Genomic DNA, 25778 nt, shown 5'->3' with positions numbered 1-25778 from the left:
CGCGCCGACGAGCCGACGAGCGGATCAGTCGTCGGCGCGGGTCACCCGGCCGCGGCCGGACTTCACGTCCGCGCGGCGGGCCTTGGCGGCGAGCCGGCGGCGCTGGGACCCCTTGGTGGGCTTGGTCGCTCGCCTCGGGGGCGGCGGGGGAGCCAGGGCCTGCCGTATGCCGTCGGCCAACCGCGTCCGCGCCGCCTGGCGGTTCTGGCGCTGGGACCGGTGCTCGGACGCGTCGATCGTGATCACCCCGTCGACCAGGCGTGACGCCAGGGCCGCGACCACCCGGCCCCGCTGCGCCTCGGTCAGCGCGGCGGAGGTGGCGGGAGACCAGGACAGCTGCACCCGCGAGTCGGTGGTGTTGACGCCCTGACCCCCGGGGCCCGAGCTCCGCGAGAAGCGTTCGGTCAGCTCGGCCGCCGGCACCACGAGCCCGCGCGGGATGCCCGGGCCGAGAGGGACGCGGAGGTCGCCGGTCGGCATACGACCACTGTGACAGAGGCGCCCGGCTCACCAGGGTGAGCCGGGCGGGGGCGGTGCGCACGGCGGGACTCGAACCCGCACGCCGGGGCACAGGAACCTAAATCCTGCGTGTCTGCCAGTTCCACCACGTGCGCGAGCCCGGCCGACCACGCGACCGGGCAGGAGGCCCAGGCTACTCGGCGAGGCCGAGGGACCTGGACAGCGAGGCGACGTGGCCCTTGGCCTTGACGTTGTACTTGGCCAGCTCGACCCGGCCCTGCTCGTCGAGCACGATCGTGGACCGGATCACGCCCTGGATCGTCTTGCCGTAGCTCTTCTTCTCGCCGTAGGCGCCGAACGCCGTGAGGACGCCGAGGTCGGGGTCGCCGAGGAGGGGATAGGTGAGGCCCTCCTTCTCGCGGAAGCGCGCGAGCTTGTCCGGCGCGTCCTTGCTGATCCCCACCACCTCGTAGCCCGCCGCCCGCAAGGATCCGAGCGAGTCCCGGAAGTCGCAGGCCTCGGTGGTGCAGCCGGGCGTCATGGCGGCGGGGTAGAAGAAGATCACGAGCCGCCGCCCGCGGAAGTCCGCGAGGGACACCGGCGCGCCCGTGTCGTCGGGGAGGGTGAAGTCGGGGGCCTGGTCGCCGGGCTCGAGACGGGGCATGTCGGGTCCTTCCGGGCGGCTGGTCGGGATGCACCCCGAGCCTACGGGGTATGCCGGACTGCAGCCGCGCAGGCGGATGCTCCGACGTGGGGCACCTCACCTGCGTTATCGTCGACGCAGAACCCGCGTCCCGCGCATTCCCCCACGCTAGGAGAGCATCGTGACCGAGCAGCCCAACAAGTCCGTCTCCGACCTCGAGACCGACATCGCCAAGAGCCGTGAGCGTCTGGCCGCCACCATCGACGAGCTGGCCTTCCGCGCCCAGCCCAAGAACATCGTGGCCGACCAGAAGCGCCAGCTGCGCGACTCGCTCATGGCCAAGTACCACTCGTTCATGGGGACGTCCGCGAGCGCCACCACGGGGCCGAGCCGCTACTCCGCGACCACCACGACCACCCACGCCGACGCCTCCGTGGCCGACCAGGCCAAGGCCAAGGCCGAGGAGCTCAAGGCGACGGCAACGCTCAAGGCCGAGGAGCTCAAGGCCACCGCCACCGCCAAGATCGACGAGCTGAAGACCCGGTCCGAGAGCCAGGGCCAGCACGCCGACCCGTCGTCGCAGAACTCGTTCGCGGACCTGAAGTCCCGCGCCCAGGTCAAGGCCGACCAGGCCCGGCTCAAGGTCGACGAGGCCACCCACGACGCCGACGGCGAGCTGCGCCTGGAGCGCGTCGCCACCGGGCTGGCCGCCGTGGGCGCCGTCCTGATCAGCCTGGGCGTCGCGCGCCGCAACCAGGGCTGAGCCCATACGTTCCACCGTCGAGGTGACCCCGTCGCGGCGGGGTCACCTCGATTTCATGTCGGCCCGCTGACCTGGTAGGGTCTTACCTCGTTGCGCCGCTAGCTCAATGGCAGAGCAAGTGACTCTTAATCACTGGGTTCGGGGTTCGAATCCCTGGCGGCGCACCAGATCCGAAGGGCCCGGTCCAGTGGACCGGGCCCTTCGTCGTGTCCGGGGCGCCTGCGGCGCGCGGGTACCCCTTCCCCAAGCGCGACGGCAGGGCTACCCTGGTCAGATGTGACGCGGGTCACACGCTCGAGGCCGGGGAGGCTCTCATGGACCGCAGCTCGTCCCAGGGATTCCGTCCGATGCTGTGCGCGCTGGCGGCGGCGGTCCTCGCCGCCGCGGTGCTGGTGCAGCTCCCCGTCGTGACGGCGGGGGCGGCCACCACCCCCACGGTCGTGACCCTCACCTTCGACGACGGCGACGCGGACCAGCTCGCCGCGCAGCGGACCATGCGGTCGGCCGGCCTCGCCGGCACCTTCTACGTCGTGTCGGGGTGGGTGGGGGCGCCCGGCTACCTGTCCCGCGCGGACCTGACGGCGATGGCCGCGGACGGCAACGAGATCGGCGGCCACACGGTGACCCACCCTGACCTCGTGCAGATCCCGGCGCAGGAGGTCCGTCGGCAGATCTGCAACGACCGGGCCACGCTGCACCAGTGGGGATTCCGTCCCGTGAGCTTCGCCTACCCGTTCAGCGACGCCAACCCCGCCGTGGAGCAGGCCGCCCAGGACTGCGGCTACACCACCGCCCGTGGCCTCGGCGACGTGCGGAGCCCCTTCGGCTGCACCGGCTGCGTCCGGGCCGAGACGTCCCCGCCGCCCGACCCCTACTACCTGCGCGCGCCGGACCAGGTCGACGCCCGCTGGACGCTCGCCACCCTCAAGAGCCAGGTCACGGCCGCGAGCACGCGCTCGGGCGGATGGGTCATCCTCACCTTCCACCGGGTCTGCGCCCCGCTGGGCACCGCGGACTGCCCGGCCGACCGCTCGGTCACCCCAGAGGTCTTCCGCCAGTTCACCACGTGGCTCGCGGCCTATGCGCGAACGGCCTCCAACAACACGACGGTCCGCACCGTCGACCAGCAGGTGCGGGCCTACCTCGGCGCCGGGTACCCCGCCTACTCCGTCCCCGTCCCCGTGCCGACGACACCGCCGACGCAGCCGGGGATCAACGCCCTGACCAACCCCTCGCTCGAGGCGGTCGACGGGTTCACCGGCTTCCCGTCGTGCTTCCAGCCCGGTGGCTGGGGGACCAACACCCCGAGCTGGGCCCGCAGTACGGCGAGCCGCACCGGCGTGGCCGCCGAGCAGCTGACGATGACGGGGTACCAGGACGGGGACGCCAAGCTGCTGCCCACGCTCGACCTGGGCACCTGCTCGCCGTCGGTGGTGCCGGGTCGCACCTACGAGGTCAGCACGTGGTTCACGTCGACAGCCGTGTCCCAGCTCGCGCTCTACTACCGCGACGGGTCCGGCGCCTGGCGCTACTGGACCTCCAGCCCCTGGATCGCGGCCGCCCCCACCTGGCAGCGCGCGGCCTTCACCACCCCGCCCGCTCCGGCGGGCGCGACGGGCATGAGCTTCGGCCTCGCGCTCATCGCGAACGGCGTGCTCACGACGGACGACTACGCCCTGACCGAGGTCCCGGCCACGTCCCCGACAGCGACCGCGTCCGCACGCCGGCTCGTCGTCAGCGCCCCCAGCCTCGGCGCCACCCCCGGCCGTCGCCCGACGCGGGTGCGGCCGGCGCAGGCCACGCCGCAGGGCACCACCACCCTGCGACCCACCCTGCGGCGTCAGGACGCGGCCGCCACCACCTACGTGCCGGGACCGGGTGAGGTGCCCGAGGGCACGCGCATCGCCCCGGCCGTCGCCCTCGAGCGCCGGTGAGGTCGGTCCGTCACCCCGCGGCGGGCAGGGTCGGCATCCGCACGGCCGCCGTCCTGATCGCGATCGCGTGCGTCGGGCTGCTGGCCGTAGCGCTGGCGCGGATGGCCCTGGACCGGCCCCCGAGCTCCGGTGCCTCGGCGCCCCCGCCTCGGGCGCCCAGCGCAGGCGCCCCCACCGGAGTCACCCCCACCGCAGCCACTCCCACCCCACGCGGTCCGGACACCGGCGCCGCCCCCGGCATCGGCGGCACGCCGACCGCGTCGGCCGCCCCCTCGCGGCCGGTGGCGCCCAAGCGCAACGTCGCGCCGCTGCCCCGGCGCACCTACCCCTGGCACACGGGGATCGTCTCGACCACCTTCTGGGTCGGCGAGATCTTCGACCCGACGGCGCCGGACGGGTCGCAGCGCATCTCGACCTACGACGCGCGCTGGTTCGAGCACTACGGCGGCTGCGACGGCGTGGTCGTCGCCGGGGAGTGCCGCACCGAGCGCCGGACGGCGGCGGGCGGGTGGTTCCCGACCCGGATGACGCCGCGGGAGAACCCCTTCTACCTCGACGTGCCGTTCGACGACCTCAACGACCCCGTCGGGTGGGAGAGCCGGTGCCGGGTCGTGCCCTGGGCCGACGACCCGGGGTACGCCGGGCGGTGCACGGACCGGTCGTTCTCCTACCTCAAGAACCGCTGGGTGCGCCTCGTGGGGCCGAACGGCGCCACGTGCTACGGGCAGGTCCAGGACGCCGGACCGGGGGAGTACCACGACGCCGCCTACGTCTTCGGGCACACCGATGCCCGCCCGGCCAACCGTCGCTACGGCGGGGCGGGGATGGACGTGTCGCCGGCGCTCAACGGCTGCCTGGGCTTCGCCGAGCTCGACGGCGACACGGACCGGATCCGCTGGCAGTTCGTGGAGGCCTCGGAGGTGCCTCGTGGTCCCTGGACGCGCCTGGTGACCACGTCCGGGGTGACGACGGACTGAGCTCGTACGGCGTCGGGCGGTCACCGCCTCGGGTCGGTCCGCCATACGGTCTGCGGCAGGTCCCAGATCGCCGGGTCCTCACGGCCGAGCCGCCACAGCGCGACCCCCGACACCTGGTGGGCGGAGGCCAGCCGCAGCTTCTCGCGCACGCTGCGGGCGTTCTCGTACCACACCTCGTGCCGGGCCCCGTCCTGCTCGTAGGCCAGGTGCGGAGACTGGCTGGCGACGTCCCACAGCTCGTCGCTGCGGCGTACCTCCGCCTGCTCGGTGATCTGCCGCCACGTCAGCACCTGCGTCCTCGCCCCTCCCCAGTCGTAGCCGAACAGACCGACACCGAGCACCAGCTTGTCGCGAGGCACCTGGGTGACGGCATACCTGATCACCCGGTCCACCCAGTCCGCCGGCCCGATGGGCCCGGCGGGCCCGGTCTCCCAGTGCCAGTCGTAGGCCATGAGGACGACCCGGTCGGCGCTCGCGCCCAGCGCGCGGTAGTCCTGGGCGAGGTTGCGCGCGTCGTAGCCGGCGTCGGTCTCCTTGGCGTGCACCGTCACCCACAGCACCCGACCTCGGTCGTGCAGCCGCTCGGCGAGGGCCCGGACGGTGGCGACATAGGCCTCCCGCCGCTCCGGCGGGACGTTCTCGTAGTCCAGCTGCAGCCCGTCGTAGCCCTGGTCCTCCACCAGGCGGACCAGGGCGTCCACGTGCGCTCCCCGGCGGCCCTGGTCGGCCATCACGGCGCCGATGGTGACCTCGTCCCACAGCCCCGCGGTGGTGTTGGCGACGGTCGGGATGATCTGCAGGTCCAGGTCACGCAGGCGCTGGTTGAGCGCTCGCTCGGAGTCCCTGCTCAGCCCGGGTTGCAGGACGGGGCGGCCGTCCTCGCCCACCCCGTAGGACCAGGGCGAGGCCACGGTGACCGTCCCGGGGTGCCTCGTCAGCGTGTCAAGGGCGTCCGCCTGGTCCCAGTGCGGGATGGCCCCCATGACGAGGGGCGGGTCGCCGCCGAGCCACCCCCGGGGGCGCCACGGGCTCACGGCCGCCACCAGCGCACCGACGGCGAGGACGAGCACGGCCACGGTGGCCAGCACGCGGGCGCGCGGACGCCGGCGAGGCCGCCGTGCGGCACGGCTCCGGTCCCCGTCGGTCATCCGTCCCTCAGCGCGTCCGTCCCGAGTCGGCGGGACCGGCCAGCGCGACCGCATCCGCGCGACCGGCAGCCGTCGGCCGCGGGACGGGCGACGGCGCCGGGGCGGTGGACCGCCGGCGCTGGTCGGCCGCGACGAGCCTGATGATCTCGTCGATCCCGGTCCGGGCCTCGAAGCCCACGAGGGCGCGGGACTTCGCGTTGTCCGGCACCCGCCGGCGCATGTCCTCGTAGCCCGGCCCGTAGGCCTGGTCATAGGGGACGAGGACGACCTCGCTGCGACTGCCCAGGACGTCGATGATGCGTGCGGCGAGGTCGAGGATCGAGATCTCCAGCGCACCACCGAGGTTGAAGGCGTCGCACCGCGACGCGGGCGCCTCCTGGATGGCCACCATCGCCGGCACCACGTCCCCCACGTAGGAGAAGCAGCGGGTCTGGTGGCCGTCGCCGTAGACCGTGAGCGGCTCGCCCCGCAGGGCCTGCCCCACGAGGTTGGGGACGACCATCCCGTAGCGACCGGTCTGCCGCGGACCCACCGTGTTGAACAGCCGCACGATGGAGACCGGCAGACCGAACTCCGTCCAGTAGGCATGCCCCATGGCCTCGTCGAGCCCCTTGGCGGCGGCATAGCTCCACCGGGACAGCAGGGGTGAGCCGAGGGTCATGTCGGCGTCCTCCGAGAGGGCGTCGGCGGTGTTCTTGCCGTAGATCTCGCTGGTGGAGGTGATGAGCAGCTCGGCGCGCTCGGCCAGGGCGGCCTCCAGCACCGTCTCGGTGCCGTGGATGTTGGTGCGCAGGCTGGTCAGCGGGTCGTCGACGATCCGGTGGACCCCCACGGCGGCCGCGAGGTGAAAGATGCGGTCCGCGTCCCGCACCGCCTCGCGCACCACGGCCTGGTCGAGGACGCTGCCCAGCAGGAAGGTGAACGCGGGGGAGGCCGAAGCGGCGTCCAGGTTGGTGAGCGACCCGGTCGACAGGTCGTCGAGCACGACCACCTCGTCGCCCATCGCCAGCAGGTGGTCCGTGAGGTGGCTGCCGATGAAGCCGGCGCCTCCGGTGACGACGGTGCGCATGGTCGTGCCTCTCGTGGTGCGGTCAGAGGGTGTCCCAGCCGTGCGACGACGCGAGCCGGAAGGTCGCGTCGAGCACGAGCGGGACGTCGGTGGTCCAGGACAGGTCGTCCTCGGCGTGGTGGCACACGAGGACGGCGAGCTCGGGGGACTGCTGGGTCGGCGACTCCAGGCCGTATGCCGTGGTCCCGTCCGCCAGGCGGATGCTGGGCACGAGCGGGTCGTAGAACGCCACGTCGGCCCCGGCGTCGCGCAGCCCGGCGTAGATCTCGAGGGCAGGGGACTCGCGCACGTCGCTCACGTCTGGCTTGTAGGTCACCCCGCTGACCAGAACCCGCGTGCCCGGGAGCCCTCGTCCGTGGTCGGACAGGACCTCCCGCACGCGGTCGACGACCTGTAGCGGACGGGACGCGATGCTCGCCATGGCCTGCTCGGTTAGGGGGGTCCGCATCCGGTGCCGCCGCAGCTGCCACAGCAGGTAGTGCGGGTCGCAGGGGATGCAGTGCCCCCCGACGCCGGGGCCGGGGTAGAAGGGCATGAAGCCGTAGGGCTTGGTCGCCGCGGCGGCGATGACCTCCATGACCGGCAGGTCGAGGACCCGGCACACGTCGGCGAACTCGTTGGCGAGGGCGATGTTGACGGCGCGGAAGGTGTTCTCCACCAGCTTGACCATCTCCGCCGCGGCGGGGGACGGGACGGGGTGGACCCGGGCGGCGTAGCCACCGAGCAGCGCCGAGGCCCGCCGCTCGCACTCCTCCGTCACGCCGCCGACGACGCGGGGGACGTCTTCCAGCAGATGCACGTCGTTGCCCGGGTCGATCCGCTCGGGGCTGAAGGCCACGAACACGTCCGTCCCCGGCTCGAGGCCGCGGGCACGCAGGGGCTCGACCAACAGGTCGGCCGTGCATCCGACGTAGGTGGTCGACGTGAGCACGAGGACCTGGCCCGGCCGGGCGTGCTCGACGAGGGTGTGGCAGGCCCCGCGAAGCGGCCCCAGATCGGGGACGAGGTGCTGGTCGATGGGCGTGGGGACGCAGACGATCACGGCGTCGGCCTCGGCCAGCCGGCTGGGGTCCTCGGTGGTGACGAGGCCGCCGGCACCGTCGTCCTGGTCGGCGACCTGCGCCACGGGCCGGCGCAGGAACCTCGAGAGCCGCTGCTGGTCACGCGGGAGGAGATCCGCCTCCCCGGCCGCGATCGTGGCCAGCCGCGCCGGGCTGGCGTCCAGACCCAGGACCGAGCGCCCGGCCGCCGCGAACGCCAGGGCGGTGGGCAGCCCGACATAGCCGAGACCCACCACGGCGACGTCGTAGGCGGGGGCTGGGCCCGGCTCGACGATCCTGGGGGTGGGGGCAGGGGCGAGGTCGGGGGTGAGCACGACGGCGCCGGCGGACGGGGATGCGGCGGGAGGAGGTGAGGCGGCGGTCAGGCCCGTCGGCGGCTCGTCCCTGAGGTCGATCAGGCTCATGCGGGCACCTCGATCCGGTCGTGTGCACGACGGCAGCGGACCCCCCGGGGCGGCGTGCACCATGAGTGACTTTCGTCACATTTGTCCCTGTCATGCAGCGTAAGGAGGCCCTCGCGAGATGGTCAACGATTCCACGACCGCCGTCCCCCAGGGGGGTGCCTGCGGCGACGCACCGGTGACCGACGGTCGCGCTCGGCTCACGGTCAGCGTCGTGTCGAGGCACCCATGACCTGGCGGCGGGCGGGGCTGACCCATCGGCCGGTGGACGGAGCGGCCCAGGCGCGACCCAGCGCGGTCAGGCACAGGGCCGCATCGAGGATCCGCAGGAGGGGGAAGGCCACGGCATACAGCAGGTAGGACGCTCGACGGGTGCTGACCGCGGCCAGGACCGACAGGATCAGGTCCGGGAGCAGCACCCCCAGCAGCACGTCCTTGACCGTGAGGAGGCCACCGAGCCAGACGAGCCACCCGGGAGGACCGGCCACGGCACCGGCGAGCGCGCTCGCCAGCAGGCTGCACGCCAGCAGGGGGACGACGAGCAGCCACACGAGGGACGCGACCACCACCTCCACCACGAAGGCACCCAGCGCCGTCCAGAACACACCGCGGTGCAGTCCGTGCAGGCGCACCGTCTGCCAGAAGCCAAGCATCCACCGCCGCACCTGGTGGCGGTAGTCCCGCAACCGGTCGGGGTCCTGCGTGTAGGCCGTCGCGGACCGCGGGTGGAAGTCGATGCGGCCGAGGCCCTTGCGATGCACCTCGAAGGTCATGTTGAAGTCCTCGATCACCAGTCCCGGTGCCGCCACGTCGATCTCGCGCAGGGCGCTGGTGCGATAGAGGCTGGCGAAGCCGGGGACGATGGGCACGGCGTTGGCCGCGCGCGCGGCCTGGCCGTACTTGAGGAGCAGCTGCACGGCGACGTAGAGGCGCTCGCGGTAGGCGACGAGGAGGCGCCCGAGCAGGGTCGGGGAAGGCGGGTCGAACAGGGTCCGGGCGCGCCCGGCGACGGCCACCACGTCGGGGTCGGCGAGGTGCGGCAGCGCGGTGGACAGGTAGTCGTCGGCTGGCTGGGTGTCGGCGTCGAGCAGCATCACGACCTCGTAGCGGTCGCAGAGGCCGAAGTGCTCGATGCCGGCGGCGAGGGCGCCGGCCTTCCCGCGGTTGGGGTGCAGGTCCAGGACGTTGACGCCGCAGGCCCGGGCGAGCTCCGCGGTGCGGTCGTGGGAGCCGTCGCTGACGATGTGGATCTGCTGGGGCGGGACCAGGGCCGAGGCGCTGCGGATGGTCTGCTCGATCACGAGCTCCTCGTCGTGCGCGGCCACGAGGACCGCCACCTGGTCCAGGCCGGGCGGGTCCGTGTGCGCACGGTGGGACCCCTGGTGCCTGCGGCTGGTCGTCCTGCGTCGCCCGGCCACCAGACGGCCGACACCGACCAACGACCACACCGTCGTGGAGATGCCCACGACCAGCACGGCCAGCACCAGACCGGTCATCCGTCACCGCCTCGGTCCCGCCGCCGAGACGATGCCGGACGGCCCGGGCGCACGGCGGCGATGGACAGACCATGCCTCGCTCACCCGAGGGCAGGGGAGGGCTGGCCTGGGCGAGGCGGCTCAGAGCCCCCCGGGTGGCGGACGACGACCACGCTCGGTCAGCGGCGGCCACCCTGGTCGTCGGCGCGGCGACGTCGGGTCAGGCGGCTCAGGCTCACCAGCCCACCCACGGCGAGGACGAGGGCCAGGCCGATCCACGGCCACGGGGAGCTGCCACCCGAGGACGGGGAGGCCGACGGGCTCGCGGGCTGGGCGGTCGGGCTCGTCGTCGCGGGGCTGGTCGACGTGGGGCTCGACGAGGCGGGCGCGCTCGTCGTCGCGGGGGACGAGGTGGATGAGGTGGACGTGGGAGCCCCGGACTTCGCGAGCGTGAAGTGGAGCTCGCCGGCGATCCGGTGGGTGTCGGCGCTGACGACGCTGTAGACGACGCGGTAGCGGCCGTCGACCAGCCCGGCAGGGAGCCTGGCGCTGACCACGGGGCCGGCGACCGTGGCTGCCTCGGCGACCTGGCGACCCTCGGGGTCGGTGACGATGACCTTGCTGAACTGCCCCTTGACGTCCTCGTTGAAGGTCAGGGTCACCGCCGTCGGTGCGGTGCGCAGGGTGCTTCCGTCGGCGGGGTCGGCGGACACGAGGGCCGAGTGCGCGGACGCAGGCCCGGCACCGAGCAGGGCGAGCGCTGCGGTGAGGAGGATCAGCAGCGGCAGGGCGACGTGGCGGGCTGGGCTGACGTGGGTGGGCATGGTTCCTTCCGGTCTGGACCCGTCTCGCGGCCGAGTTGTTCACAGGTCGTCGCGATCCGGTCGGCGTCGTCCCCAGGCAGAGCGGGTGCGTCCCGGGGTGGTGCAGGTCCTTCCTAGCATCCTCGCCAGGGCCGTCCATGGGAGGACGGCGGGGCGGCGGAGGTGAGCATGGACGGTGGTCAGGTCGTGGCGTGCGCGGCGGTGCTGGAGCAGCACGCGGCGGGCATGGGGCGGGCGGCGGAGCGGCTCGCGCAGGCGGCCGCGGGGGTGGACTGGCAGTCCCCGGCCGCCCAGGCCGCCCGGGACCGGGTCGACGACCTCGTCGCCGGTCTGCGCGCGGGGTCCGAGCAGGTGCAGGAGGCGGCGGTCGCCGTCAGAGCGCACGGTATGGCGGTCTCCGCCGCCTGGGCCGAGCTCGTCTCGACCGCGGCCGCCGTCCACGACGCCGCCGACCAGGGGGCCGAGGCGGTGCGCCGGGTGTTGCGTGACGAGCCGGTGGGCACGGGCCTGGTGGGCGTCCGGTGACCGGGGACGGGCCCCGGATCACGGGCGTCGACGGCGGCGCCGGCGGCATCAGGGTGGTCGTGGACGACGTGCAGATGCTGGGCGTGCTGTGCCGGGCCGTCGGCGCCGATCTCGACGAGCTGGGCGTCGCGGGCGCCCTGGCAGGCGCGGGTCTCGCGGTCGACGCGACGGCTGTCCTCTCCCCGGCCACCGCGCTGGCGGCCGCCGCGGCGCTGCAGCGGTCGCTGATCGGCCCGTTCTCCCCGCTCGTCGTCGCGGGTGGCGCGCGGGTCGTCGGCAACGCTCTCGTGACGGCGGCGAGCGGCTACGACCTGGCCGAGGTCGCCAACACCGCCCTGTGGGACGCCCGCGACGCGGCCGGCGTGGTCCTCGCGGTCGAGGGCGTCGTCCGTGACCCGGTGGGCACGACCCGGTCGGTGGGGGAGGCCTACCTGACGGAGTCGCTGCGAGCCGGGGAGCCGCTCTCACCCCGGGAGGCGGCCGACCGGTGGGCGTCCGAGCACGCGGGGGAGCTGGAGCACAGGATCAATGGTGCGGCTGCCCTCGCGGCTCCGGTTGTCGCGGCCGACCGTCTCGCGCAGGGCGAGGAGGTCCTGGGGGAGCACGCGCAGCTGTCGCCGGTCGCGGTGGTCGCGCACGCCGCCGCGCCGCTGTGGGTCGACGGCGAGCCCGTGCTGGCGGCAGCAGGTCCCGTGTCGGTCGGCCCGGCGCCCGGGCGCACCGCCGACGTGGTGCGGGGCCTCGCCGAGACCAACGCCCGCGAGGACGGCACGATCGCGGTGCGGCGCATCACCAGCCGGCAGGACGGGACGGACCGGCAGGCGGTGCTCGTCGACATCCCGGGCACCGATGCCTGGAGCCTGCCGGGGGAGGAGACGGACCAGGTCAGGGACCTCGGCGGCAACGTGGGCCTCATGGGTGGGGACGCCACGGCCTACGCCCGTGGCGTCGAGGCGGCCGTGGTGGCGGCGGGCGTCCCCAAGGACGTGCCGATCGCGCTGGCGGGGCACTCGCAGGGCGGCATGGCCGCGGTGGTGGCCGCCGACCGGTTGCGCAGCCAGGGCTACCGCGTGACGCACGTGCTCGCGGTGGCGTCGCCGATCGCCAACCTGCGGCAGCCGCGCGGCGTGACCACGCTGGCGCTCGACGGCGACCGGGACGTCGTCACCAAGCTCGACGGGCGCGCCAACGGCGACCGCGCCCGGCGCGTGACGGTGCGGTTCGACAGCGGTCTCGCGGGCACGGGCCCCAACCACGACCTGCGGACCTACGCCCGGGCGGCCGACGAGGTCGACGAGCTCGCCGCCACGGACCCCTCGCTGGCTCGCGTGGTCAGCGAGATGCGTGCGGTCGGCGTGCTCACCGAGGACGGGGCAGCGGCGTCGATGGAGACCACCCACGTCCGCATCACCGCCGACCGGCGATGGTGAGCCGCGAGGGCGCGGTTCGGGCAGGCAGCCGAGAGGCCCCGGACCGTCACGGTCCGGGGCCTCGCATCGACTGGGGTGAGTGACGGGACTTGAACCCGCGGCCACCTGGACCACAACCAGGTGCTCTACCAGCTGAGCTACACCCACCATGCACCTCGACCACGGTCGCCCGCGTCGAGCAGCGCGGACCATACTACCGTGGATCTGAGGTGCTTCCGACCACGTTCGGACCACGTTCGGCCCGGGGCGGCCCGGGACGGACCGGGGCGCTCAGGCCCGGGGGGAGCCGCCGCCCCCGCCCTCGTGCCTCGCCGCGATCCCGCGGGCCTGGTCGGTCGTGGGCCCGGGCTGCGGCACGAACACCGCCTCGCGGTAGTAGCGCAGCTCGGCGATCGACTCGGTGATGTCGGCCAGCGCGCGGTGCCCACCGACCTTCTTGGGGGAGTTGAAGTAGACCCGCGGGTACCACCGCCGGGACAGCTCCTTGATCGAGGAGACGTCGACGATCCGGTAGTGCAGGTAGGACTCGAGCTCGGCCATGTCCCGGGCGAGGAAGCCGCGGTCGGTCGCGACGGTGTTGCCCCCGAGCGGGGCCTTGCCGGGCTCGGGGACCCACTCGCGCACGTAGTCCAGGACGCGGGTCTGCGCCTCCGCCATCGTCACCCCGGAGTCCAGCTCGGCGAGCAGCCCGCTCGTCGTGTGCATCTCGCGCACGAAGTCGTTCATCTGGTCCAGGGCCGCCTGCTCCGGGCGGATGATCACGTCGACACCGTCGCCGAGCTGGTTGAGCTCGAAGTCCGTGACCAGCGCGGCCACCTCGATGAGCGCGTCGTGCTCGAGCGACAGCCCGGTCATCTCGCAGTCGATCCAGACGATCCGGTCGGTCAGGGCCTTGTCGGTGCCAGCGCTAGTCACCCGCCCCACTGTAGCCACCTCACCCGGACGGCTAGCCTGCAGGCATGAGTCGGTCGCCCGGGGGACCCCCGCTGTCCATGGCCGCAGCCGTCCCCCCTCGGCGGGCGACGCTGCGCCGCTGGCGCATGGTGGGTCTGCTCATGATCGGCTTCGGGCTGTGCTCGCTCGTGCTCCTCGGCGCGGTCGGCATCTCCACCGGCGTCGGCGCCGGGCTGCTCGGTCTCGTCTTCGCCGCCCTCCCCGTCGGGGTGGTGGTGCCGGCGTTCCTGTGGATCGACCGGCTCGAGAGCGAGCCGCGCCGGATGCTGGTGCTGGCCTTCGCGTGGGGTGCGGTGGTCGCCACGGCCGTGGCGCTGGTCGCCAACACGGGCACGATGGCGATCATCGCCGGTGCCACCGGGACCGACCCGACCTCGCTGGGCGCCGTCGTCGTGGCGCCGGTGGTCGAGGAGAGCGCCAAGGGGCTGGGCGTGCTGGTCATCCTGTGGCTGCAGCGCCGCGAGTTCGACGGCGTGGTCGACGGCCTCGTCTACGCCGGCCTGGTCGCGGGCGGCTTCGCGTTCGGCGAGAACATCCTCTACCTCGGCCGCGCCTTCAACGAGGCGGGAGGCGCCGGCCTCGTCGCGACGTTCGTCCTGCGAGGCGTCGTCGGCCCGTTCGCGCACCCGATCTTCACGTGCTGCACGGGGGTGGGGATCGGGGTCGCGGTCTACCGCAGGCGCGGCCCCCTGCGCCTGGTCGCGCCGGTGGTCGGGTGGGCCGTCGCGGTGGCGCTGCACGCCGCCTGGAACCTCTCCGCCGTGGCCGGCCTCGAGGGCTTCCTCACGGGTTATGTCCTCCTGCAGGTGCCCTTCTTCGCGGCGTTCGTGGCCCTGGCCGTGTGGGCCCGGCGCCGGGAGGCGCGGATCATCTCGGTCGAGCTGACGCGCTACGCCAGGGCCGGGTGGTTGGCCCCGACGGAGGTCGCCATGCTCTCCTCCGTTCCGGCGCGGCGCCAGGCCCGGGAGTGGGCGCGCGGCATCGGGGGCCGCCGCAGCCAGGCGGCCATGGACCGGTTCCAGGACGCGGCCAGCGACCTCGCGATGCTCCGGCACCGCATGGAGCTCGGCGACGTCGACGACGGCGTGCTCGCACTGGAACGTCACCTGCTGGCTACCATGATGGAGTGTCGGTCGCAGTTCGTCGGATCGCGCGCCCTGTAAGGTCTGGGCCGTCGGTCCGCGTCGCGGTCAGGGAGCAGAGCAGGGACGTCATACGTGGCAACGGCACAGCTGAGCGGCGGCAGCACGCCGCCCGAGCGCACCCTGGTCGACCTCTTCGACGAGGTCGTCCGGGACCACCCCGACGCACCGGCCCTGGACGACGGCACGACGGTCCTGTCGTATGCCGAGCTGCGCACCGCCGCCTCCCGGCTCGCCGACCAGCTGCGCGACGAGGGAGTGCGCCGCGGCGACAAGGTCGGGGTGCGCATCCCGTCGGGCACCTGCGACCTCTACGTCGCGATCGTGGCGATCCTGCTCGCCGGGGCGGCCTACGTCCCGGTCGACGCCGACGACCCGATCGAGCGGGCCGAGCTCGTCTTCTCCGAGGCGGGGGCGGTCGCGGTGGTCGGCGCGGGCCTGCGGCTGCAGCTGCTCGACCTCGAGGCCGACCGGCCCGCCGACCAGCGCGGACGTCCCACGCCGGACGACGACGCGTGGGTGATCTTCACCTCCGGGTCCACCGGCACCCCCAAGGGCGTGGCGGTGACCCACCGCAGCGCGGCGGCCTTCGTCGACGCGGAGGGACGCATGTTCCTCCAGGACGCACCCCAGGGCCCGGGCGACCGGGTCCTCGCCGGCCTGTCCGTCGCCTTCGACGCCAGCTGCGAGGAGATGTGGCTCGCGTGGGGCCACGGCGCCTGCCTCGTGCCCGCACCGCGTGCCCTCGTCCGCACGGGCATGGACCTCGGCCCCTGGCTCGTCGAGCGCGGGATCACCATCGTCTCGACGGTCCCGACGCTCGCGGCGCTGTGGCCCGCCGAGAGCCTGGACGCCGTGCGGCTGCTCATCTTCGGCGGCGAGGCGTGCCCGCCCGAGCTGGCCGAGCGGCTGGTGCGCCCCGGCCGTGAGGTGTGGAACACCTACGGTCCCACCGAGGCCACGGTCGTCGCGTGCGGTGCGCGGATGACCGGCGAGGGTGCCGTCTCGATCGGCCTGCCCCTCGACGGCTGGCAGCTCGCGATCGTCAGGGACGGCGAGCTGGTCGCCGAGGGCGAGGTCGGCGAGCTGATCATCGGCGGCGTCGGCCTGGCCCGCTACCTCGACCCGGCCAAGGACGCCGAGAAGTACGCCCCCCTGCCCCTGCTCGGCTGGGACCGCGCCTACCGCTCGGGCGACCTCGTCCGCTACGAGCCCGACGGCCTGATCTTCATGGGGCGCGCCGACGAACAGGTCAAGCTCGGGGGCCGCCGCATCGAGCTCGGCGAGGTCGACGCGGCGCTGCAGGCGCTGCCCGAGGTGGCCGGCGCCGCCGCCGCGGTCCGCACCACCGACGCGGGCAACCAGATCCTCGTCGGCTACGTCGTGCCGAACGACCCCGACGGCTTCGAGCGCGCCCAGGCCCGCAGCGAGCTCGCGAGCGTCCTGCCCGCCGCGCTGGTGCCCCTCATCGCCGTCGTCGACACCCTCCCCACCAAGACCTCCGGCAAGGTCGACCGGGACGCCCTGCCCTGGCCGCTGCCCGACCTCGCGCCGAGCGCTCCGGGCGGCACGAGCGAGCTGACCGGCACCACGGCCTGGCTCGCCGAGCAGTGGTCCTCGGTGCTCGGCTCACCCGTGACCAGCCCCGACGACGACTTCTTCGGCCTCGGCGGGTCCAGCCTCACCACCGCGCAGCTGGTCTCGGTCCTGCGCGCGACCCACCCCGAGATGACGGTCGCCGACGCCTACGCCCACCCGCGCCTCGCGGACCAGGCGTCCTACCTCGACGTCATGGCGGCGCGCCTGCGCGCCGACGACACCCCACCGCGCACCGTGACCCCCGTGCCCCAGCGGGCCCAGCTCGTGCAGCTGCTTCTCGGCATACCCCTGTCGACGGTCACGGGGCTGCAGTGGCTGGTGGGGGTCGCCGCCGCCAACTCCGTCGCCGCCCTGGTCTGGGACATCCCCTGGGCGCCCGCCGCCCCGTGGTGGGCGATCCTGCTCGGCTGGTTCCTGCTGCTGACGCCTGTCGGGCGGATGGGCATCACGGTCGTCGGGGCCCGCCTGCTCCTGCGCGGAGTCCGCCCCGGCAGCTACCCCCGCGGCGGCTCGGTGCACCTGCGCCTGTGGGCCGCCGAGCGGCTGGCCGAGGCCGTCGGGGCGGTGACCATGGCCGGCGCGCCGTGGATCGTCTACTACGCCCGCGCCCTCGGCGCCAAGATCGGCCGCGACGCCGACCTGCACACCCTGCCTCCCATCACCGGCCTCCTGTCGCTCGGTCGCGGTGCCTCGATCGAGCCCGAGGTCGATCTCGCCGGGCACTGGCTCGACGGTGACGTCCTGCACGTCGGGCAGGTCACGGTGCGCCCTGGCGCGGTCGTCGGAGGCCGTTCCACCCTCGGGCCCGGCGCGGTCGTGGGCCGCGACGCGGAGGTGCTGCCCGGGTCCTATGTCACCGGGGTCGTGCCCGACGGCGAGCTGTGGGCGGGCTCGCCCGCCACCAAGGTCGGCCGGGCGCGCCCGACCTGGCCCACCGAGCGCCCGGCCCAGTCGCGTGCCTGGCTGACGGCGTATGCCGTGAGCTCGGTCCTGCTCGGCCTCGTCCCCACCCTCGCCGTCGTGCCGGCCGCCGCGCTGGTGCTTTGGGCCGTCCACGACGCGCCGACGCTGTCCGAGGCCCTGGTGCGGGCCCTCGTGTGGACGCCACCGGCCACCGTGGTCGCGATGCTCGCCCTCATGCTGCTGACGCTGGTCTGCGTGCGGCTGCTCGGGCTCGGTCTGCGGCCGGGCTACCACCCCGTCCGGTCCCGCATCGGCTGGCAGGTGTGGGCCACCGAGCGCCTCCTCGACAGCGCGCGCACCCAGCTGTTCCCCATCTACGCCAGCCTGTTCACCCCGGTGTGGCTGCGGCTGCTGGGTGCCCGCGTCGGCAAGAACGTCGAGGCCTCCACCGTCCTGCTGCTGCCCGCGATGACCCGGGTGGGGGAGGGCGCCTTCCTGGCCGACGACACGATGATCGCGTCCTACGAGCTCGGCGGCGGCTGGGTGCACATCGAGCGGGCCAAGGTCGGCAAGCGGGCCTTCCTCGGCAACTCGGGCATGGCCGCGCCGGGGCGCAGCGTCCCCAAGAACGGCCTGGTCGCCGTCCTCTCCGCCGCTCCCGCCAAGTCCAAGTCGGGCTCGTCGTGGCTGGGGAGCCCGCCGGTGCGCCTGCAGCGGCAGGCCACCGACCACGACCTGTCGCGGACCTACCACCCCACGCGGCGCCTCAAGGTCGCCCGCGCCCTGGTGGAGCTGTGCCGCGTGGTCCCCGTCATGTGCACCGTGGCCCTCGCGGTGCTCGTGGTCGCCGCCCTGGAGCTGCTGTGGGCGCAGGCCGGGTGGTGGGTGGCGGCCCTGCTCGCGGGTGTCGTCCTGCTGCTCACCGGGGTGCTGGCCGGTGCGATCACCGTGGCGGTCAAATGGCTGCTGGTCGGCCGGCTCCGCGTCGTGGAGCACCCCCTGTGGAGCACCTTCGTGTGGCGCAACGAGGTCGTCGACACGTTCGTCGAGATGGTGGCGGCGCCGTGGCTCGCGTGGGCGGCCACCGGCACACCGGTCCTCAACGTCTGGCTGCGCGCCCTGGGGGCCCGGATCGGGCACGGCGTCTGGTGCGAGAGCTACTGGCTGCCCGAGGCCGACCTGGTCACTCTGCGAGACGGGGTGAGCGTCAACCGCGGATGTGTCCTGCAGACCCACCTCTTCCATGATCGGATCATGCAGATGGACACCGTCACCCTCGAGGCCGGCGCCACGATGGGCCCGCACGGCGTGATCCTGCCGGCGGCCGGGCTCGGGGAGGCCACGACCGTCGGGCCCGCGTCCCTCGTGCTGCGCGGGGAGCAGGTGCCCGCCGGCACCCGCTGGATCGGCAACCCGGTCGCGCCCTGGACGGGGTCGGCATGAGGCCCCCGGCACTGCCGAGACCCCGCACCGCCGTCGGGATCGAGCCCGACCCCTACGTCCCGGCGCACGGCGACACGAGCTACACCGTCGCCCACTACGACCTGGAGCTGGACTACCGGGTGGCGAGCAACCGCCTGGCCGGTCGGGCGCGCATCCACGTGCGGCCCACCCGCCGCATCGACCGGCTGGCCCTGGACCTCGCCGCCCCGCTCGCCGTGGCCAAGGTGCTGGTCGACGGCAAGCGCGTCCGCTACGCCCACCGCGGCGGTCGGCTGACCGTCACGCTCCCCGCGCAGGTCGCCGCCGGTGCGGCCCCCGTGGTCGAGGTGCAGTGGTCGGGCAACCCCCGCCCCAGCCGCGGCCCCTGGGGCGAGGTCGGGTGGGAGGAGCTCACCGAGGGCGTGCTCGTCGCCGGGCAGCCCGACGGGGCGCCGACCTGGTTCCCCTGCAACGACCACCCCGGCATCACCTCGACCTACGCGACGACGGTGACGTGCGACTCGCCATACACCGTCGTCACCAACGGTGTGCTGGTGCAGCGGGTCGTGCGGGGCTCGCGGACCACCTGGTCCTACGAGCAGCGCGAGCCCATGGCGCCCTACCTCGCCAGCCTGCAGATCGGTGCCTACACCTCGGTGCGCATCGCCGACGCCCCCGACATCCCGCAGACGGTGTACGTGCCGCGCCGGCTGCAGGCCCAGGCCCTGCACGACTTCGGCCGGCAGCCACAGATGATGGCGGTCTTCACCGAGCTGTTCGGGCCCTACCCCTTCCCGGCCTACGACGTCGTCGTGACGGCCGACCCGCTCGAGATCCCGCTGGAGTCGCAGGGCTTCTCGACGTTCGGCGCCAACCACTGCACCGGGCGTCGGTCCGACGAGCGGCTCGTCGCGCATGAGCTCGCCCACCAGTGGTTCGGCAACGCCGTGGGTGTCGCGACCTGGCAGCACATCTGGCTCAACGAGGGCTTCGCCTGCTATGCCGAGTGGCTGTGGGCGCCGCACGGGGGCGGTCAGTCCACCGACGCCCAGGCCCGTCGATGGCACGCCTCGGTCAAGCGCCGCCCGCAGGACCTGGTACTCGCCGACCCCGGTGCGCCCGACATGTTCGACGACCGCGTCTACAAGCGCGGCGCCCTCACTCTGCACGCGCTGCGGATCACGGTGGGGGACAAGGTGTTCGGTGAGCTGATCCAGTCATGGGTGGCCGAGCACCTGCACTCCGTGGTCACCACCGACATGTTCGTGGCCCACGCCGAGCGGTATGGCGGAGCGACCGCCCGATCGCTGCTCAAGGCCTGGCTCGAGCAGCCGACCCTGCCCGAGCTGCCCCGCCGCTGAGCCCGCTCTGCCCTGGCCAGGTGTGCACGCGCGGCGCGTCCGGGGGCCGAGGAGCTAGTCGACGCGCAGGAGCTCGTCGCCGTCGAGTTGGGTGACGTCGATGGCGGCGACCCGGTCGTCGACGTCGTGCAGGGCTACGGCCGCGGCATACGAGCCTGCCACCCGCAGGTCCGCGAGATGCACCGCGGGCGAGGGGGACTCGGGCCAGGCGAGCAGGGCCGGCTCCTCGGTGGGGGGCGTCACGCGGACGGTCGTGGGGTCGATGGTCATGCCGTGGCCGGTGGCCTTGAGGGTGGCCTCCTTGCGCACCCACCAGGTCGCCCGCGCCCAGTCGGCGTCGCGCTCGGGCACCTCGGCGAGCTCCTCGACCTCGACCGGGTGCAGCGACACGGCGGCGAATCCCTCGAAGCCGCAAGCGGACTCGACCTCGACGTCGACGCCCACCGGCGCGGAGGGGGACAGCGCCACCACGACGAGGTCGCCGGCGTGACCGAGGCTGACGTGCTGGTCCAGGTCCGGCGCCGCCACCTTGCCGTGCTCGGCGGACCCGCAGGTGGGGCAACGACGTTCGAGCACGACGTCGAGCGCGTCGAGGCCGCAGCGAGCGGCCAGCGCGAGGCGCAGGAGGGCGTGCGAGGCGACCAGCCGGGCCCGGTCGGCGGGCCGGTGCAGGCCGTCCAGCCGTCGCAGCTCGTCGTCGTCGAGCAGCCCGCGCAGCGCGGGTGTGTCGACCACGTGGGCCAGGTGGACCTCGACGTCCCCGGTGATCATGGCGACATCGTCCCACCGCAGGTCACGAGGTGCAGGCAGCGGCGCGACCGGCCACTAGACTGGCTGGCCGGCCCCCATAGCTCAACGGATAGAGCATCGGCCTTCTAATCCGACGGTTGCAGGTTCGAGTCCTGCTGGGGGCGCCGCAGGAGCGTCAGGACAGGTCCGGCGGTCCAAAGATGTGGTAGCCGTCGGCCCCGGGCTCGTAGGAGTAGCCCGAGGAGAAGACCTGGCGCGTCAGCACCGCCATGTCCAGCGAGAGCGCTCCGGCGAGACCGCCGACCCGGTTGAGGGCCGCCAGGGCCGCGAGCCAGCCGCGGGACTCGGCCTGGTCGAAGACGAACTCCTCCAGCGTGCTCACATGCCCGCGGTAGCGGGCCTCGAAGTCGTGCTCGGACATGCCCTGCTGGAAGGTCATCTCGGCGTAGGCGGCGTACGCCTCGCCGTGCCGGTCGATCCCTTGGGCGACGGCGTTCATGGTCCACAGCTCGGGCTGCGCCATCGGATAGACGTGGTGGAAGCCCATCCGGCCGTGGACCTGCCAGTCCGTGTCCGTCGGGTCGCCGGGCAGCGAGCCGAGAGCCTGCTCGACCTGCCGCTCGGGGCGCGTCATGTCGATCCAGTCGCCGACGCTGCACGCCGACCGGGCGACGTAGAGCATGGGGCGGGGCTGGAGCTCGGCCTCGCGCCCGCCCCAGCCGACCCGGATCGCCGTGGCGCAGAAGGCGCGCAGCGCCTCGATCCAGGCGGCGTGGCCGCAGGGGCGCAGGGTGGGGAGCTGGTCGAGGACGGCGTGCGGGTCGAGGATGTCGTAGATCACGAACTCGCCCAGCGGGGACTCGGCCTCCGGCTCGAGGTGCTCCCCGATCACGTGGCAGAGCGCGGCGCCCACACGACCGTGGGCGGCCAGGTCGGACGCCAGCGCAGCGTCGGTCCAGGCGCCCGTGCGGCGGTGCTCGCGCATCCAGCCGAGCTCGGCCACGTCCGCGGGAAGCGATGGCGGGCGGTGTCGGTAGCTGTCGCTGAGGGGGGTGCCCGACATGCTCGCCTCCATCTGTCTCGCTGGTCTGGCTGGCGGCGCTGGTCTCGCGCCTGTAGAGCAGGGCGCCGTTCGGCCCCTGCTCCCTGGTCCGTCAACGACCGTAGGTGTCCGCACCGACAGGGTCCTGGCACCTGCCGAAACGGGGGGCTTTTGTCCGACGATGACCGCCCGGTCGGATCGCCCGGGTGACGCTCGGTGACCGGTCGTGGCGCAGCACCCGCGAGGGTCCGGGCCTGTTCACCCCCGCGACGCCCCCGTGTCACGCGCAGGTGGTCTTGACGGTCTGTCGGAGGCCGAGGCTAGCGTTCATCTCGCCGGCCCCACCCCCAGGGGCCGGACCACCCGCACGCTCCCGACGACGAGGGCGTGCCATCCACTGGGAGTGACATGTCTCGAGTGCGCACCACGCGTGCCGCCGCCGTCCTCGCGGGGCTGGTGCTGGCCGCCTCCGCCACCACCGCCGCCGCGGCGCCCGCCGACCAGGGCGGCGCCGACGCCAAGGGCAGGAAGCCCGGCAAGGACAAGCTGGTCGACCTGCAGATCCTCGGCTTCAACGACCTCCACGGCAACCTCGAGGGCCCGTCGGGCTCCAGCGGCCGGGTCGTCGTGGACCACCGCCTCGACCCCACCACCGGCAAGCCGGTCGACGTCACCGTCGACGCCGGCGGGGCGGCATACCTCGCCACCCACCTCACGACCCTGCGCCAGGGGCAGACCCGCACGATCACGGCCGCTATCGGCGACCAGGTCGGCGCCTCCCCGCTGCTGTCCGCCGCGTTCCACGACGAGCCGACCATCGAGGCCCTCAACCTCATGGGCGTCGGCGTGGGGACCATCGGCAACCACGAGTTCGACGAGGGCTACCGCGAGATGCTGCGCCTCGTGGGGGGCGGCTGCCTCGACGACGGCGACGGCAAGGACAACCAGAACTCCTGCGCCGCAGGCGAGTTCCAGGGCGCGAGCTACCCGATGGTCGCCGCCAACGTGTTCTACAAGGGCACCAACCGCACGGTCCTGCCGGCTTACACGATCAAGGAGGTCGACGGCGTCAAGGTCGGCTTCGTCGGCGCCGTGCTCAAGGACACCCCCAACATCGTGACCCAGGCCGGCGTGGCCGGGCTCGACTTCCGCGACGAGGTCTCCACGATGAATGCCGCTGCCCGCGAGCTGCAGCGCAAGGGCGTCAAGGCGATCGTGGCGATGGTGCACCAGGGCGGCTCGCTCAAGCAGGAGCAGTGGACGGCGCCCGACGGCAAGACCTACCCCGTCAACCCGGCCTTCGACGTGGTGTGCGGCAAGGGTGGCGAGCTGGACCCCAACAGCGACATCCTGCCCATCGCGCGCAACCTCTCGCCCAAGTTCGACCTGGTCATGACGGGGCACACGCACCAGTCCTATGTCTGCGACGTGCCCGACCCGGCCGGACAGTCGCGCTACGTGACCTCGGCGCTGTCCTTCGGCAGGCTCGTGACGGACGCTCGCATGAAGTACGACACGAGGTCCCGCGACATCGTGCGCAGCTCGGTGCGGGTCGACAACCGCATCGTCACCCGCACGGTCGCGCCGGACGCCGCGGTCACCTCCCTGATCGCGACGTACAAGGAGCTGGTCAGGCCGATCGCCGGCAAGGTCCTCGGCCGCATCACGACCGACGTCACCCGCGTGCAGAGCCCCGCGGGGGAGTCGGCCCTCGGCGACCTCATCGCCGACGCCCAGCTCGCTGACCCGTCGGTGGTCAGCAACGGCGTCAAGCCGGTCGTCGCCTTCATGAACCCCGGCGGCATCCGCACCGACCTCACCTACAAGGCGTCCGGCGCCGAGGGCGACGGCGTGGTGACCTACGAGGAGGCCTTCCAGGTCCAGCCGTTCAACAACTACCTGGTCTCCATGGACATGACGGGCGCGCAGATCTACACCCTGCTGGGGCAGCAGTTCACGGGCTCCAACGCTGCCTTCCCCAAGGTGCTGCAGGTCAGCAAGGGCTTCCGCTACGAGCGCACCGCGGCCGGGGCGATCAGCAATGTCACGCTCGGCGGCGTGCCGGTGGCCAACGACGCGAGCAGGACCTACCGCGTCGTGACCAACAACTTCCTCTCGGACGGTGGCGACGGCTTCCCGGCCTTCAAGGAGGCGACCGGCAAGCTCATCGGCGGCCTGGACATCGAGGGCTTCGCGGCCTACCTCGCCGCGAGCTCGCCCTACACCCCGGGCCCGCTGGACCGCATCGTCCTGCGCTGACGATGCACGGGCAGGTCGTTCTCGTCGTCCCTGCCGTATGACGAGGCGCCCCGCTCCCGGGGTCACCGGGGGCGGGGCGCCGCGCCTTCTGGCTGGGTGCGGGGGAGGGATCAGCGCCGCGGCGCCAGCGCCCGGCCAAAGACGAGCAGGATGAACATGAGCACCGTAGCGACGTGGATCACGGTGCACCACAAGCAGATCGCCCCGATCCCGAACAGCTCGGCCCACACGAGGTAGAAGACCATGAGGACGCCGACACCGACGAGCACCAGTCGCGGCAGGTCCAGGTCGGGCCGCCGCCACGCCGCCGGGAGGCAGAGCAGGGTCACGACGACGAAGTAGGCGAGGCCCACCAGCGCCACGGGCAGCCCCAGGAAGGTGGCGTACCGGCTCTCGGTGACCTTGGCGCAGTTGAGCACCTCTCCCTCGGGACAGGCGAGGGTGGCGCTCGCGGTGAAGTGCTCGTAGGTCAGGTAGGCCGACGCGAGCAGACCGACGACGGCCAGGAGCAGCGCGCCGGAGCGCAGCCACCCGGGCAGCGCGTTCGTCACTGGTGGTCCTTGATCTTGGCGGCGCCCGCCTTGACGGGGGCCGACGAGCAGACGTCCGCGGGCTTGTTGCCGGTCTGCTCGCAGATCGCGGCCGTGATGACGTTGGCGCCCGACAGGATCTGCTTGGTGGTCTCGTCCTGCGGGTCCTTGAGGGCGGTCGCGATCTGCTGGGTGCTCTTGCCCTCGAGCACGCGGACGTCGAAGATGCCGCCGGACTGGAAGGTCTTGCCCCCGATCGACAGGAACGGGATGGAGCCGCCCTGCCCCTCGACATAGGGCGGGAAGTCGTACTTCTTGAAGGTCGCGTCGTCCTGGCCCTCGAGCCGGTCGAGCTTGACGAACTGGCCGTTGCGCTGCTCGGACGTGGTGGTCTCGTAGCCGTTGAAGGTGAGCGTCTCGCTGGCGTAGGCCGCACCGTGGTTCTGCTGGCTGAACGACACCGTCGACAGCGGGTCGAGGCCGGCCTCCTGGATGGACTTGCTCTCGGTGAGGGAGGTCCACTGGCCGAACCGGCCGAGGGCCACCGCCGTGGACCAGCGCAGCCCGGCGCAGTAGGGGCAGTACTCGGCACCGACGTAGAGCACCTGCGGCTTGCCGTCGCGGGTGGCGGCGGGCGCGTCCTTGACCCGCTTGGGGCCGTTGGTGATCTGGTCGCTCACGCCGGCGGCCGCGAAGGCCGACGCCGGCACGTCGTTGATGGAGGAGAGCGCGGCGGCGTCCAGCGCGACCGCGCCCGCGGCGGCCGGGGAGGGCTTGTCCTTGTCGAGCACGGCCACGGCCACGATGGCGCCGATGATCGCGAGGACCACGACGGAGGTGACGGCGGCGAGGAGCAGTCGCCGCTTGCGCTCGGCCGCCTCCTGCTGGGCGCGGATCTCGGCGGTGCGCTGGCGGGCGGCCTGCTTGGCGCTGCTCGCGCGGTTCTTCTTGGCGGACACGGGGGCTCCTGCACAGGTGGGTGAGTCTGCCGGGCGGGTCACGGTCCGTGACACGCGTCGGCCTTCCGGGGGAGTCTAGCGAGCCGTCCCGGTGAGAATCCTGAGGCACGCGTGAGGGTCAAGACCCCACGAAACGGGAAGCTTCCTG

General features: G+C 73.3%; 21 protein-coding genes and 4 tRNA genes. 11 read left to right on the top strand and 14 right to left on the bottom strand.

The genetic code is table 11. From position 1 onward, the window contains the following. Positions 1-24: 24 nt before the first annotated feature. From arfB to bcp, 3 genes are all read right to left on the bottom strand, one after another. Positions 25-480: an alternative ribosome rescue aminoacyl-tRNA hydrolase ArfB gene (arfB, locus tag GGG17_RS04790; RefSeq protein WP_154592627.1), complete on the bottom strand. Its 456-nt coding sequence runs from the start codon at positions 478-480 to the stop codon at positions 25-27. Positions 481-534: 54 nt separating this feature from the next. After that, a tRNA-Leu gene (locus tag GGG17_RS04785) sits at positions 535-614 on the bottom strand. A 38-nt stretch (positions 615-652) separates the two neighbouring features. Further along, positions 653-1123, bottom strand: coding sequence for a thioredoxin-dependent thiol peroxidase (gene bcp / locus GGG17_RS04780; RefSeq protein WP_154592626.1), 471 nt, complete (start codon positions 1121-1123; stop codon positions 653-655). A 160-nt stretch (positions 1124-1283) separates the two neighbouring features. On the opposite strand from bcp, the gene GGG17_RS16285 reads away from it, so the two are divergent. The 4 genes from GGG17_RS16285 to GGG17_RS04760 all read left to right on the top strand — a co-directional run bounded on the left by GGG17_RS16285 (position 1284) and on the right by GGG17_RS04760 (position 4776). Continuing rightward, positions 1284-1865, top strand: coding sequence for a DUF3618 domain-containing protein (locus tag GGG17_RS16285; protein WP_311966423.1), 582 nt, complete (start codon positions 1284-1286; stop codon positions 1863-1865). Positions 1866-1957: 92 nt separating this feature from the next. Beyond that, positions 1958-2032, top strand: a tRNA-Lys gene (locus GGG17_RS04770). 147 nt (positions 2033-2179) lie between these two features. Next, positions 2180-3799, top strand: coding sequence for a polysaccharide deacetylase family protein (locus GGG17_RS04765; protein ID WP_154592625.1), 1620 nt, complete (start codon positions 2180-2182; stop codon positions 3797-3799). Continuing rightward, positions 3796-4776, top strand: a complete 981-nt coding sequence (locus GGG17_RS04760; RefSeq protein WP_311966422.1) for a hypothetical protein — start codon at positions 3796-3798, stop codon at positions 4774-4776. Before GGG17_RS04765 ends, GGG17_RS04760 begins: the two co-directional genes overlap by 4 nt. A 20-nt stretch (positions 4777-4796) precedes the next feature. Here the strand turns inward: GGG17_RS04760 and GGG17_RS04755 are convergent, their stop codons facing one another. The 5 genes from GGG17_RS04755 to GGG17_RS04735 form a co-directional block, all read right to left on the bottom strand. Further along, positions 4797-5852 carry a glycosyl hydrolase family 18 protein gene (locus tag GGG17_RS04755; RefSeq protein WP_195849116.1) on the bottom strand — a complete coding sequence of 352 codons (1056 nt, stop codon included), beginning with the start codon at positions 5850-5852 and terminating at the stop codon, positions 4797-4799. 79 nt (positions 5853-5931) lie between these two features. Next, complete coding sequence (locus GGG17_RS04750; protein ID WP_154592623.1) at positions 5932-6993, bottom strand: GDP-mannose 4,6-dehydratase; 1062 nt, start codon at positions 6991-6993, stop codon at positions 5932-5934. 22 nt (positions 6994-7015) lie between these two features. Then, positions 7016-8458, bottom strand: a complete 1443-nt coding sequence (locus GGG17_RS04745) for a nucleotide sugar dehydrogenase (protein WP_154592622.1) — start codon at positions 8456-8458, stop codon at positions 7016-7018. A gap of 203 nt (positions 8459-8661) precedes the next feature. Continuing rightward, entirely contained in the window at positions 8662-9951 is a 1290-nt protein-coding gene (locus GGG17_RS04740) for a glycosyltransferase family 2 protein (RefSeq protein WP_154592621.1), read from the bottom strand. A 158-nt stretch (positions 9952-10109) separates the two neighbouring features. Continuing rightward, positions 10110-10754 carry a copper resistance CopC family protein gene (locus GGG17_RS04735; protein WP_154592620.1) on the bottom strand — a complete coding sequence of 215 codons (645 nt, stop codon included), beginning with the start codon at positions 10752-10754 and terminating at the stop codon, positions 10110-10112. 168 nt (positions 10755-10922) lie between these two features. Here GGG17_RS04735 and GGG17_RS04730 point away from each other — a divergent pair, with 168 nt between their 5' ends. Together GGG17_RS04730 and GGG17_RS17075 are read left to right on the top strand one after the other, a co-directional pair. Then, positions 10923-11279 (top strand): hypothetical protein, encoded by a 357-nt coding sequence (locus GGG17_RS04730; RefSeq protein WP_154592619.1) that lies wholly within the window; start codon positions 10923-10925, stop codon positions 11277-11279. Further along, on the top strand, positions 11276-12709 hold the full coding sequence (locus GGG17_RS17075) for a thioesterase domain-containing protein (protein WP_154592618.1): 1434 nt from the start codon (positions 11276-11278) through the stop codon (positions 12707-12709). Before GGG17_RS04730 ends, GGG17_RS17075 begins: the two co-directional genes overlap by 4 nt. Before the next feature lie 71 nt (positions 12710-12780). On the opposite strand, the gene GGG17_RS04720 is transcribed toward GGG17_RS17075, so the two are convergent. Both GGG17_RS04720 and orn read right to left on the bottom strand, forming a co-directional pair. After that, positions 12781-12856 (bottom strand) — tRNA-His (locus GGG17_RS04720). 123 nt (positions 12857-12979) lie between these two features. Then, on the bottom strand, positions 12980-13624 hold the full coding sequence (orn, locus tag GGG17_RS04715) for an oligoribonuclease (RefSeq protein ID WP_311966421.1): 645 nt from the start codon (positions 13622-13624) through the stop codon (positions 12980-12982). Between the two features lie 44 nt (positions 13625-13668). Between orn and GGG17_RS04710 the strand changes: the two genes are divergently transcribed. Genes GGG17_RS04710 through GGG17_RS04700 form a run of 3 tightly spaced genes read left to right on the top strand, consistent with a single transcriptional unit; the run spans position 13669 to position 20090 of the window. Further along, positions 13669-14826 carry a PrsW family intramembrane metalloprotease gene (locus GGG17_RS04710; protein ID WP_154592617.1) on the top strand — a complete coding sequence of 386 codons (1158 nt, stop codon included), beginning with the start codon at positions 13669-13671 and terminating at the stop codon, positions 14824-14826. 54 nt (positions 14827-14880) lie between these two features. Continuing rightward, positions 14881-18750 carry a Pls/PosA family non-ribosomal peptide synthetase gene (locus tag GGG17_RS04705; RefSeq protein ID WP_311966420.1) on the top strand — a complete coding sequence of 1290 codons (3870 nt, stop codon included), beginning with the start codon at positions 14881-14883 and terminating at the stop codon, positions 18748-18750. Then, entirely contained in the window at positions 18747-20090 is a 1344-nt protein-coding gene (locus tag GGG17_RS04700) for a M1 family metallopeptidase (protein ID WP_154592616.1), read from the top strand. The genes GGG17_RS04705 and GGG17_RS04700 overlap by 4 nt, the downstream gene beginning before the upstream one ends. Before the next feature lie 54 nt (positions 20091-20144). Here the strand turns inward: GGG17_RS04700 and GGG17_RS04695 are convergent, their stop codons facing one another. Further along, positions 20145-20861 (bottom strand): 4'-phosphopantetheinyl transferase family protein, encoded by a 717-nt coding sequence (locus GGG17_RS04695; protein WP_154592615.1) that lies wholly within the window; start codon positions 20859-20861, stop codon positions 20145-20147. A 70-nt stretch (positions 20862-20931) separates the two neighbouring features. On the opposite strand from GGG17_RS04695, the gene GGG17_RS04690 reads away from it, so the two are divergent. Continuing rightward, positions 20932-21004: transfer RNA gene (locus GGG17_RS04690), tRNA-Arg, on the top strand. A gap of 11 nt (positions 21005-21015) precedes the next feature. Here GGG17_RS04690 and GGG17_RS04685 read toward each other — a convergent pair. Continuing rightward, positions 21016-21903, bottom strand: coding sequence for an antirestriction protein ArdA (locus GGG17_RS04685; protein ID WP_195849115.1), 888 nt, complete (start codon positions 21901-21903; stop codon positions 21016-21018). Positions 21904-22290: 387 nt separating this feature from the next. Between GGG17_RS04685 and GGG17_RS04680 the strand changes: the two genes are divergently transcribed. Continuing rightward, entirely contained in the window at positions 22291-24141 is a 1851-nt protein-coding gene (locus GGG17_RS04680) for a bifunctional metallophosphatase/5'-nucleotidase (RefSeq protein ID WP_154592613.1), read from the top strand. Positions 24142-24251: 110 nt separating this feature from the next. On the opposite strand, the gene GGG17_RS04675 is transcribed toward GGG17_RS04680, so the two are convergent. Continuing rightward, on the bottom strand, positions 24252-24692 hold the full coding sequence (locus GGG17_RS04675) for a vitamin K epoxide reductase family protein (protein ID WP_288798199.1): 441 nt from the start codon (positions 24690-24692) through the stop codon (positions 24252-24254). Beyond that, positions 24689-25630 (bottom strand): DUF929 family protein, encoded by a 942-nt coding sequence (locus GGG17_RS04670; RefSeq protein ID WP_154592612.1) that lies wholly within the window; start codon positions 25628-25630, stop codon positions 24689-24691. Before GGG17_RS04670 ends, GGG17_RS04675 begins: the two co-directional genes overlap by 4 nt. Positions 25631-25778 lie beyond the last annotated feature (148 nt).

It is taken from the genome of Arsenicicoccus cauae (genome assembly GCF_009707125.1).
Lineage (GTDB): Bacteria > Actinomycetota > Actinomycetes > Actinomycetales > Dermatophilaceae > Arsenicicoccus > Arsenicicoccus cauae.
The sequence above is the reverse complement of the archived record's forward strand: the minus strand, read 5'-3'. Positions and strand labels throughout refer to the sequence as shown.

Bases quoted from the DNA above. Each gene is read 5' to 3' on its own strand.
- arfB (WP_154592627.1), bottom strand. From the start codon at position 480: ATGCCGACCGGCGACCTCCGCGTCCCTCTCGGCCCGGGCATCCCGCGC.
- bcp (WP_154592626.1), bottom strand. From the start codon at position 1,123: ATGCCCCGTCTCGAGCCCGGCGACCAGGCCCCCGACTTCACCCTCCCC.
- GGG17_RS04765 (WP_154592625.1), top strand. From the start codon at position 2,180: ATGGACCGCAGCTCGTCCCAGGGATTCCGTCCGATGCTGTGCGCGCTG.
- GGG17_RS04750 (WP_154592623.1), bottom strand. From the start codon at position 6,993: ATGCGCACCGTCGTCACCGGAGGCGCCGGCTTCATCGGCAGCCACCTC.
- GGG17_RS04745 (WP_154592622.1), bottom strand. From the start codon at position 8,458: ATGAGCCTGATCGACCTCAGGGACGAGCCGCCGACGGGCCTGACCGCC.
- GGG17_RS04740 (WP_154592621.1), bottom strand. From the start codon at position 9,951: ATGACCGGTCTGGTGCTGGCCGTGCTGGTCGTGGGCATCTCCACGACG.
- GGG17_RS04735 (WP_154592620.1), bottom strand. From the start codon at position 10,754: ATGCCCACCCACGTCAGCCCAGCCCGCCACGTCGCCCTGCCGCTGCTG.
- GGG17_RS04730 (WP_154592619.1), top strand. From the start codon at position 10,923: ATGGACGGTGGTCAGGTCGTGGCGTGCGCGGCGGTGCTGGAGCAGCAC.
- GGG17_RS04710 (WP_154592617.1), top strand. From the start codon at position 13,669: ATGAGTCGGTCGCCCGGGGGACCCCCGCTGTCCATGGCCGCAGCCGTC.
- GGG17_RS04700 (WP_154592616.1), top strand. From the start codon at position 18,747: ATGAGGCCCCCGGCACTGCCGAGACCCCGCACCGCCGTCGGGATCGAG.
- GGG17_RS04695 (WP_154592615.1), bottom strand. From the start codon at position 20,861: ATGATCACCGGGGACGTCGAGGTCCACCTGGCCCACGTGGTCGACACA.
- GGG17_RS04685 (WP_195849115.1), bottom strand. From the start codon at position 21,903: ATGTCGGGCACCCCCCTCAGCGACAGCTACCGACACCGCCCGCCATCG.
- GGG17_RS04680 (WP_154592613.1), top strand. From the start codon at position 22,291: ATGTCTCGAGTGCGCACCACGCGTGCCGCCGCCGTCCTCGCGGGGCTG.